This window comes from Streptomyces katrae (assembly GCF_000966975.1).
Taxonomy (GTDB): Bacteria; Actinomycetota; Actinomycetes; order Streptomycetales; family Streptomycetaceae; genus Streptomyces; species Streptomyces katrae.
This window is the reverse complement of sequence record NZ_JZWV01001228.1, coordinates 1-5,445: the sequence shown is the minus strand read 5'-3', so window position 1 is coordinate 5,445 and position 5,445 is coordinate 1. Positions and strand designations below refer to the sequence as shown.

Here is a 5,445-nt window from a genome sequence, read left to right as displayed (position 1 = left end):
AACGGTGGAAGGGCGGGTAGGGGACGGCCCCGCGCAGCGGTACGCCCCCGGCCGGGATTAGTAGGCCCATCCGCTGATCCGATCGGGCGATCTATGGGCCACGCTCCACACGGCCCGTCGCTCTGCGTGAACTACGCTCAGCAACCCGAAGGCAGGGAGAGGAGCGGATCCGTGGCGGATTTCGTCGGGCGGCGGCGTGAGCTGAAGGAGCTGCGCGAGGACATCGCGCGGACCGGGCTCGACACCCTCTCCGGCCGCAAGGCCAAGGCGCCCCGCGCACGGGTGCTGCTGGTCGCCGGACGCCCCGGCTCCGGCCGGACCGCCCTCGCCGAGGCCTTCGTGCGCGAGGTGGCCGACGACTACCCCGACGGCCTGGTCCGCGTCCGGCTCAGCGCCCCCGGCGGCGAACCCCTCGAAACCGAGCGGGCCGTCCGCACCCTGCTGGAGGGCCTCGGCGAGCGCACCCCGCCCGGCGCCTGCGAGGACGACCTCAGCGCCGCCCTGCGCGAGACCCTCAAGGACCGGCGGGCGATCCTGCTCCTCGACGACGCCGCCGACCCCCAGCAGGTCGACGCCCTGCTCCCCGACACCCCCGAGTGCCTGGTCGTGGTCACCGCCGAGGGCCCCCTCACCGGCATCCCCGACGTCCGCCCCTGCACCCTCGGCGGGCTGGACACCGGCTCCGCCGTCGCGCTGCTCGGCCGGATCATCGGGGACACCCGGATCACCGTCGACCCGACCGCCGCCGAGGACCTCGCCGAGGAGTGCGGGGGACTGCCCGCCGTGCTCACCCTGGCCGGCGGCTGGCTCGCCGCCCACCCCAAGGCCGCCGTCGCCGACCTCGCCAAGCAGCTCCACGAGATGCCCCCGGGCACCTCCGGCCCGCTCGGCCGTGCCTTCCGGATCGTCTACGAGTCCCTCCCGCAGCCCGCCCAGCGCACCGTGCGGCTGCTGCCCCTCGCGCCCGCCGGAATCCTCGACTCCCACACCGCCTCCGCCCTCGCGGGCTGCTCCGTGGCCGCGGCGCAGTCCACCCTCGAGGACTTCGCCCGGCTGGGCCTCGTACGGCACGACCGCGACGGGCTCTTCCGGCTCCCCGGCTGCCTGGCGCCCTTCCTCCGGTCCCTGCTGGAGTCCAAGGAGCGGCCCGCCGAGGTACAGCTGGCCCGGGCCCGGATGCTGGAGCGGACCGTGCGCCTGCTGACCTCCTGCCGGGCCATGGCCGAGCTGCCCGAGGAGGAGGCCGCCGAGGCGCGGGAGTCCCTGGACGGGCTCCCGCGCGCCCTCCGCTTCCCCGACCGGCGGGCCGCCGCCACCTGGCTGGACACCCGGCTGCCCGCGCTGAACGCCTCCGCCACCCTGGCCGTGGCCGACGGCGGCCTGGACACCCTGGCCCGCAGACTGGTCTCCGCGCTGGTCAGGGCCCTGGCCGCGCACCGTGGCACCGAGGCCGCCGCCCCCGAGCTGTACGGGCTGCACCGGCTCGTGCTCGGCGTGGCCGAGCGCCGCCACCTGCACCGGGAGCAGGCCGCGGCCCTGCTGAACCTGGCCGACCTGGACGCCGCCACCGGCCGCACCCTGGAGGCCCTGGAGCGGTACCGGGCCGCGCTGGCCGCGGGAAAGGCGGCGAAGGACCCGTACGCGACCGGCCGCGCGATGGAATCCGTAGGCGGGGCGTACCTGGAGCTGAGGGACTGGCCGAGGGCCTCCGACTGGTTCGGCCGCGCCCTGGCCCACGCCCTCGCCCGGGGGGAGCGCGCGGACGAGGCCCGGCTGTACGGGCGGCTCGGCAACGTGCACACCTACGCGGGCCGCTACGGGGAGGCGCTGCGCAGCTGGCGCGCGGCCGCCGCGGGCTACCGCCGGCTCGCCGATGTCCCGGGCCAGGCAAAGGCGTTGAGCGAGATGGCACGCGTTCAGGAGTACGCCGGCCGGCCGGAGGAATCGCTGCACACCTGCCGCGAGGCGATCGAGCTCGCGCGCCGTGCGGGGGACCTGCGGTTGCAGGCCGCGCTCCAGGTCCGGCTGGCCGACACCCTGGACCGCCTGGGCGACCCGGCGGCGGCCCGACTGCACCGGTCAGCGGCGGACAGATTGCTGGGAGACGACCCCGCAGCCTGCGAAATCCGCAGTAGCTCCGACTGAAATTATTGGTTTGCAAGGCTAGACAGCGCCTCATCCTTCATTAGACTGGCTTCACCACGACATCACGTGGTGCATCCCGTTGCGCGTTCTTGTGGGCGGGTATGTATGGAAGTGCCCCGAAACATCCCCTGAGTCAAGGACCGTGATCGACGATGAAGGTCGGCATCCCCCGCGAGGTCAAGAACAACGAGTTCCGGGTCGCCATCACGCCTGCCGGTGTGCATGAGCTGGTCCGCAACGGCCACCAGGTCTTCATCGAGCAGAACGCCGGTGTGGGCTCCTCGATCACGGACGCCGAGTACGTCGCCGCCGGTGCCGAGATCCTCGGTACCGCCGACGAGGTCTGGGCGACCGCTGACCTGCTGCTGAAGGTCAAGGAGCCGATCGCGGAGGAGTACCACCGCCTCCGCAAGGACCAGACCCTCTTCACCTACCTGCACCTGGCGGCCTCCCGCGAGTGCACGGACGCCCTGCTGGAGTCCGGCACCACCGCCATCGCGTACGAGACGGTCGAGCTCGCCAACCGCGCGCTGCCGCTGCTCGCCCCGATGTCCGAGGTCGCGGGCCGTCTGGCCCCGCAGGTCGGCGCCTACCACCTGATGCGCTCGGCCGGCGGCCGCGGCGTCCTCCCGGGCGGTGTCCCCGGCACCCACGCCGGTGAGTGCGTGGTCATCGGCGGCGGCGTCTCCGGCTGGAACGCGGCGCAGATCGCCATCGGCATGGGCTTCCACGTGACCCTGCTCGACCGCGACATCAACAAGCTCCGCGAGGCCGACAAGATCTTCGGCACGAAGATCAAGACGATCGTCTCCAACGCCTACGAGCTGGAGAAGGCCGTCGTCGAGGCCGACCTCGTCATCGGCGCCGTACTGATCCCGGGTGCGAAGGCCCCGAAGCTGGTCACCAACGAGCTCGTCGCCAAGATGAAGCCCGGAAGTGTCCTTGTCGACATTGCCATCGACCAGGGCGGCTGCTTCGAGGACTCCCGTCCGACCACCCACGCCGAGCCGACCTTCCAGGTCCACGACTCGGTCTTCTACTGCGTCGCCAACATGCCGGGCGCGGTGCCGAACACCTCCACCTACGCGCTGACCAACGCGACCCTGCCCTACATCGTGCAGCTCGCGAACCTCGGCTGGGCCGAGGCGCTCCGTCGTGACCCGGCGCTCGCCCTGGGCCTCAACACCCATGACGGCAAGGTCGTTTACGGCCCCGTCGCCGAGGCCCACAACCTCGAGTCCGTCGAGCTCAGCGCGCTTCTCGGCTGAACCGTCAACGACTGACGTCAATCTCACGTCTCCGGCCGGACCTTGCCCGCAAGGTCCGGCCGGACGTGTTTGCGGCCCGGCCGCGCGGGCCGTTCAACTCGCCTCGAACGTAACCCTTTAACCCTTTCGCACACCTGCGAAACTTCACGGCGGCAGCGCGCACGCCCTTGACAGAGTGGTGTTCGGTTGCCGACACATCGTGCCGGGTCCGGCGGATTGTGTTGCCGCTGGGCGGTGACACGCCATAGAGTCGCCAACCGTCGGCATGGTGCAACGCTGACCTATCGATAAGTGTCCTGGTCACGTCCGAGGAGGTAAGACGACTTGTGGATGAGTCGACATTTGCTCCTGGAGGTGGTCGAGCAGGGACGCCCGAGGGGACCCAGGGTTCCGCCGGGCTCGAAGCTGTCGGCTCCGTCGCGGTCCGCACCTTCGCAAACCACCAGCACATGACGACGCCCCAAAAGAGCATGGACGGCCTAGACGTGAACTCCACGGCCGGCGACCACAGCGGCGATGCGCCCATTGGTTTCGCCGACTACGACCAGGTGCCCGAGGGGCACTTCTACGACCCCGACGCGGAGTACGAGCCCGACCCCGAGTACGCGGCCACCCTCGCGCCCGACGCTGCCCGCCAGCGTCGCGAGCGCATCGGCCCGACCGGGCGTCCGCTGCCGTACTTCCCGATCCCGGGTCCGCTGACCGACCACGGTCCGGCGAAGATCATCGCGATGTGCAACCAGAAGGGCGGCGTCGGCAAGACCACGTCGACCATCAACCTGGGTGCCGCACTCGCCGAGTACGGCCGGCGGGTCCTCCTCGTCGACTTCGACCCGCAGGGCGCGCTGTCCGTGGGCCTCGGCGTGAACCCGATGGAACTCGACCTGACGGTCTACAACCTGCTCATGGAGCGGGGCATGTCGGCCGACGAGGTGCTGCTCAAGACGGCGGTCCCCAACATGGACCTGCTGCCGAGCAACATCGACCTGTCCGCCGCCGAGGTGCAGCTGGTCAGCGAGGTCGCGCGCGAGTCGACGCTGCAGCGGGCGCTCAAGCCGCTGATGAACGACTACGACTACATCGTGATCGACTGTCAGCCCTCGCTGGGCCTGCTGACGGTGAACGCCCTGACGGCGGCTCACAAGGTCATCGTGCCGCTGGAATGCGAGTTCTTCGCCCTGCGCGGTGTGGCGCTGCTGACCGAGACCATCGAGAAGGTCCAGGAGCGGCTCAACCCGGAGCTGGAGCTCGACGGCATCCTCGCCACGATGTACGACTCCCGCACGGTGCACAGCCGGGAGGTGCTGGCGCGTGTCGTCGAGGCGTTCGACGACCACGTGTACCACACGGTCATCGGCCGGACGGTGCGCTTCCCGGAGACCACGGTCGCCGGCGAGCCGATCACCACGTACGCCTCCAACTCCGTCGGCGCCGCCGCCTACCGCCAGCTGGCCAGGGAGGTGCTCGCCCGGTGTCCCGCCGAGTGAGTCTGCCCGGCGCCGACGAACTGTTCCGCACGACCGGGGGGATGGCCCTCCAGTCGTCCTCGCCGAGGCGGGGCGCCGAGGAGGCGCAGCCGGCGGCGGGGACGGAGCACGCGGTGGCCGCTCCGGCGGACGGCACGGCGAGGACCACCGGGGACGGCCCGGCGGTGGGCGCGCAGCGCAGGCCGCAGGAAGGTTCTGCCAGCGGTGCCGGTGCCGGGGCTTCCGGGCCGCGGCAGGGCAAGGGGCAGGGCCGGGGAGCGAACCGGCGGCCCAGCGGGCGTGAGCGGCACGACGAGAAGATCACGGTCTACGTCTCCGCGGAGGAGCTGATGGACCTGGAGCACGCCCGGCTGGTGCTGCGCGGGGAGCACGGGCTCGCGGTCGACCGGGGTCGTATCGTGCGGGAGGCGGTCGCCGTCGTCCTGGCCGACCTCGAGTCGCGCGGCGACGCCAGCATCCTGGTCCGCCGCCTCCGAGGCCGCTAGCCCCACCCCCGCTTCGCGGTGCCGTCTCCCCGCCCCGCCCCGCCCTTTCTCCGTATCCCG

4 protein-coding genes are annotated in these 5,445 nt (G+C 71.8%); all 4 read left to right on the top strand.

Features of this window, described 5'->3' with window-relative positions:
- The first annotated feature begins 93 nt into the window (after positions 1-93).
- The 4 genes from VR44_RS35375 to VR44_RS35360 all read left to right on the top strand — a co-directional run bounded on the left by VR44_RS35375 (position 94) and on the right by VR44_RS35360 (position 5,385).
- Positions 94-2,145: a tetratricopeptide repeat protein gene (locus VR44_RS35375; RefSeq protein WP_052713983.1), complete on the top strand. Its 2,052-nt coding sequence runs from the start codon at positions 94-96 to the stop codon at positions 2,143-2,145.
- 152 nt (positions 2,146-2,297) lie between these two features.
- Complete coding sequence (ald, locus tag VR44_RS35370; RefSeq protein WP_045951748.1) at positions 2,298-3,413, top strand: alanine dehydrogenase; 1,116 nt, start codon at positions 2,298-2,300, stop codon at positions 3,411-3,413.
- 449 nt (positions 3,414-3,862) lie between these two features.
- Entirely contained in the window at positions 3,863-4,900 is a 1,038-nt protein-coding gene (locus VR44_RS35365) for a ParA family protein (protein WP_237292736.1), read from the top strand.
- The gene (locus VR44_RS35360) at positions 4,885-5,385 is read left to right on the top strand and encodes a hypothetical protein (protein ID WP_045951746.1); all 501 of its coding nucleotides are present in this window, start codon (positions 4,885-4,887) and stop codon (positions 5,383-5,385) included. Before VR44_RS35365 ends, VR44_RS35360 begins: the two co-directional genes overlap by 16 nt.
- Positions 5,386-5,445: the final 60 nt, after the last annotated feature.